Source organism: Pararhodospirillum oryzae, from assembly GCF_007992075.1.
Lineage (GTDB): Bacteria > Pseudomonadota > Alphaproteobacteria > Rhodospirillales > Rhodospirillaceae > Pararhodospirillum > Pararhodospirillum oryzae.
Genome location: NZ_BJZO01000149.1, coordinates 1 through 4,259, shown reverse-complemented (window position 1 = coordinate 4,259; position 4,259 = coordinate 1). Strand labels below are relative to the sequence as shown.

The window sequence follows — 4,259 nt, the reverse complement described above, 5'->3', positions numbered from 1 at the left end:
AGACCAACCTGCTGGCCCTGAACGCGACCATCGAGGCGGCACGGGCCGGCGACGCGGGCAAGGGGTTCGCGGTGGTGGCGGGCGAGGTCAAGAACCTGGCCGGCCAGACCACGCGCTCGACGGCCGAGATTGAAACCCGGGTGGGGGATATCCGCAAGGTTTCCAAGGAGGTGGCCGACGCCATCGCGGCGATGACCGGGACCATTCAGGGAATCGACGAAATCACGCGCGGCGTGGCCGAGGCGGTGGCCCGCCAGGAGGGAGCCACGGCCGAGATCGCCCGGAATGTGCGCGAATCGTCGGAGGCAACGGCCGACGTGTCGCAGCGCATCGTGGCGGTGGCCGAGGAGGCGCGGGCCAACGACACCAAAACCGAGGGCCTGCGCGAGGATGCCCTGGCGCTTTTGGACTCGGTGCGCGATCTGGGGCGGGGCATCACCAAGGTGGTGCGCACCTCGACCGCCGAGGCCGACCGGCGCCGCTACCAGCGCTTTGACTGTTCGATCCGGGTCCGGCTGGGGCACGGGGGGGCCTGGCGGGGAGCCCGGTTGCACGACATCTCGCGCCAGGGGGCGCAGGTGGCGGGGCTTCCGGACGTGAGGCCGGGCACGCGGCTGGAGCTGGAGATCCCCGAGTTGGGGGCAACCTGGGCGGCGACCGTGGTCGAACACGGCGAAACCGGCACCCATCTGCGCTTTGAAAACGAGCACGACATTGATTTCAAACGCCTGTCGCGCCTGGCGTCGTGAAGCCAAACCGGGAGGAAAACGGACGGAACACCCGTCGGCCAGGGATCAAGGCGCCGGGATCGGGCGGTTTTCGTGGCGCCTCACGGGGCGGCCTGAGAGGGGGAAGGAGGGCGGCATCCGGTGTCGGGCACGGTGAAATGAAACTGGCTGCCCTCGCCGGGGGCCGACTCCACCCACAAGCGCCCGCCATGGCGTTCCGCCACCTTGCGGGCGATGGCCAGGCCCACGCCACTGCCCTCGGGGTGGTTTTGGGGATCAAGGCGGGTGAACATTGAAAAAATGCTCTCATGGTAGGCGGCGGGAATGCCAATCCCATTGTCGGCCACGATGATTTCCCACACGCCCGGCGCCTTGCGCGCCGAAACGCGGACGCGAAGCGGCCGGTCGGCCTGACGGTAGCGCACGGCGTTGCCCAGAAGGTTACGAAACAAGCTCGCGATCAGGACCTCGTCGCCGCTGATCGCGGGCAGGGGGTCGACGGTGATCGATCCCCCTTGCTGGCGCAGCCCGTCGGTCATGTCGTTGGCCACGCCTCGCACCAGGGCGTCCAGGTTGACGGGATGGAGGGGGGCGGCATCCTGGGCTGTCTGGATGTAGGAAATCAGGGCGTTCAGCTGGGTTTCCATCCGCTTGGCGCTGCTGACGATATAGCCCATGAACTGCTCGGCCTCCGCGTCCAGGTGGCCCTGGTTGCGGCGGGCCAGCAACTGGACGAAGCTGACCACGCCGCGCAGGGGCTCCTTGAGATCGTGGGACACGATGCGGGCGAACTGGCGCAACTCCTCGTTGGCTTTTTCAAGGCGCGCCGTTTGTTCCATCAGGTTGTGGTAAAGGGACTGGCGTTCCGTGATATCGGTGTGAAGCACGACAACCCCGTCGAACGCCGCGCGATCCAGGGGAACGACGGTGACGTTGTAGGCCCGGCCCTTGACCTTGCCGCCACACAGGATATCCAGGCTGAAATACTCGCGATCGCCCTCGATCACCTCGAACAACCCGCGCCGCACACGGACGCCATCCCCGGGCCCGAACAGCCCTTCCTCCTGGCAGCCCTCGACATACAAGGTGCCAGGCGGGTGATCCCCCATGGAGGACGTCCAGGTCGCGTTGCACGCGGTCAACCGGCCGCCCCCGTCGAGCAGGGCCACCGCCACCGGCAAGGCGTCGATCAGGGCCTTGCGGATGGTCAGGGCGAAATCAAGCCGGGTGAGCTTGGCGGCGTAGGCGGCCGCGTCGGTTTCCGGCGGAAGCCTGACACGGCCCGACGGGGAAGTGCTCATGCCGAGGGGGCGCCTTGCTCCAGAAGAACGGTCACGTCGTCGGGCAGGTCGAGAGTCCCTACCACGATGCGGATGGGATCGGGTTCACGGCGGATCACCGTGGGGGTGACCAGCACGCCCTCGTCAAGGGCCCGGTCGGGATGCTCCAGCACGTCGATCACCCGAAGCTCGACGCCTTCGCCGCCATACTGGGCGAGCCATTCCTTGAGGTTGTGCAAGGCCCGCATGGAATTGCGGCTGCGGCCCGCCAGATAGAGATCGAGTTTAACCATCGGCCTGGCTCCCCTGGGTGGCGCGCGGGGTGGGGGCGGTGTCGGGATGGTCGTCCTGACCGCTGCGGCTGGCCTGGATCTGCTGGCGCCGCGTCTGGTCGGCTTCGGCGACATCCACCACTTCCTCGGCCAGTCGGGAGCCCTCGGCTTCCGTGCGGGCGAGGTCGGCTTCAAGGGCGGCCACCTGGGCGCGCAGGGCGCTGGCGCGGGCTTCCAGTTCCATGCGCTGGCGGGCGTAGGCGCGCGCGCGCGACGAGGCGGCCTCGCGATCCTTGGATTCGCGTTCCAGGCGGGCGGTGCCCATCAGGACCTCTCCACCGGCCAGGTAGACATCGGCCAGGGTGGGGCCCTGGACGGTCAGGATCAGTTCGCGCACCTGATTGGAATGGGCGGAGCCGCGTGATTTGACAATGGTCAAGGCCCGGTTGCGCTCGCCGCCGTGCGCGATGTAACTGAGGTGGATCCAGGTGTCGGCCATGGTCGAGACATGGGAGTCGGTGACTTCTTTTTCCGGGGCATCACCGTTGACCAGCGAGGTGAGGAAGGTGGTGACCCCCTGGCTGCGGGCATAATCCAGGATTCCCTGAATCACGGCATCCACCACGGCCCTCCACCCGCCCTTGAGCAAGGCCGAGATCGGATCAATCACGAGCAAACCCGGGCGGTGGGCGTCGATCAGCGCTCGCAGATGGAAAACGTGGTTTTCCGCGCTCAGGGCGTCGGCGCGCAGGCCGCTCATGATCAGGCGGCCCGAGGCGCGATGGCGTTCCAGGTCCAGCCCGACCGAGCGCAAATTGCGCGCGATTTGATCGCCCGCCTCATCGAAGCTGACGAACACCGTGGTTTCGCCCGACTGGCAGACACTCGCGGCCATGGCACCAGCCAGGGTTGTTTTCGATGTGCCGGGCGCTCCGGAAACCAGAATGGAACTGCCCCGGAAATGGCCCCCTCCCAGCATGGTATCCAGGCGGGCAATGCCACTTGAAAGTTTGCGTTCCGAAACCTTATGTTGAATTTCGCCCGATCCATCAAAAAAGATTTCAATTCCCTCGGGTGTGATGACCAGCGGATAGCGGTTCGGGGGGAAAGCCGATCCCCGGTACTTGACGACGCGCAGGTCCCGGGTTGCGATGCGCCCTTCCACGCGCATGTCCAGGGCGATGACGCAGTCCACCACGTACTGGACCATGTCGGCCCGCCCGGGGTGGCCGGGCAGGCCGCCGTCCATCTTGCCGGTGATAAGGCCGGTCAGGCCGTGATCGCGCACCCAGCGGCCCAACTCGAACATCTGGCGCATTTCCTCGCGCGGATCGGCCAGCAGCGCCATCAGCACGTCGAGGCCGTCGAAGACAACCAGTCGGGCGTCCGAGCGGTCGGCCCGGGCCGCGACGCCGGCCAGGAAACCGGTAAGGTCGAACTGTCCGCTGATGCAGGCCTCGGGGGTCAGGCGGGCATCGACGATCTGGAGGGATCCCTCGGCGACCAGTTTGTCCAGGCCCCAGGAAAACCCCTGGAAATTGGCAAGAAGATCGGCGGGAGCTTCCTCGAAGGTGAGGAGCAACACCTTTTGGCCCAGCTTTCGCACGGCGTTGACAAGGCATTGCATGGCAAAAATGGTCTTGCCAGCCCCGGGCCCCCCCATGACCAGGCTCAGACGACCGGCGGGGAGTCCGCCATCCGTCAGACGGTCGAACCCGTGAATGCCGGTGGGGTTTTTCGGCAATCCGGCGGGTTCCGTCGCGGACATCACGGTTTCTTCCATGTCTGTCTCCCAGTCGTCCCGTCCGATCGAAAAAGGATATCAACAAGTCGGAACGTCGACCAGTTTGGAGTGATGCAGAGAAAAGACCGTACTTCAATTTGAGGGAGAGTACGAGGGAATAACGCCCTCTTCCAAGGGCATCCAGGGCTTCACCCGATTACCCTGGAGTTTTTTCAGTGCCCTCAAGCACCGGGCG

General features: G+C 66.0%; 4 protein-coding genes. 1 reads left to right on the top strand and 3 read right to left on the bottom strand.

Translation table 11 applies throughout. The features are described 5' to 3' along the window. Nucleotides 1-749 (top strand): methyl-accepting chemotaxis protein (locus tag ROR02_RS16045; RefSeq protein WP_170245160.1); only part of this gene is annotated, 749 nt, incomplete at its 5' end. Between the two features lie 80 nt (nucleotides 750-829). Here ROR02_RS16045 and ROR02_RS16040 read toward each other — a convergent pair. The 3 genes from ROR02_RS16040 to kaiC are packed head-to-tail and all read right to left on the bottom strand — an operon-like array spanning nucleotide 830 to nucleotide 4,048. After that, a complete protein-coding gene (locus tag ROR02_RS16040; RefSeq protein WP_147165055.1) occupies nucleotides 830-2,029 on the bottom strand; it encodes a sensor histidine kinase in 1,200 nt (399 codons plus the stop codon). Then, nucleotides 2,026-2,301 carry a circadian clock KaiB family protein gene (locus ROR02_RS16035; RefSeq protein WP_170245159.1) on the bottom strand — a complete coding sequence of 92 codons (276 nt, stop codon included), beginning with the start codon at nucleotides 2,299-2,301 and terminating at the stop codon, nucleotides 2,026-2,028. The genes ROR02_RS16040 and ROR02_RS16035 overlap by 4 nt, the downstream gene beginning before the upstream one ends. Then, complete coding sequence (kaiC, locus tag ROR02_RS16030) at nucleotides 2,294-4,048, bottom strand: circadian clock protein KaiC (RefSeq protein WP_170245158.1); 1,755 nt, start codon at nucleotides 4,046-4,048, stop codon at nucleotides 2,294-2,296. Before kaiC ends, ROR02_RS16035 begins: the two co-directional genes overlap by 8 nt. Between the last annotated feature and the right edge of the window lie 211 nt (nucleotides 4,049-4,259).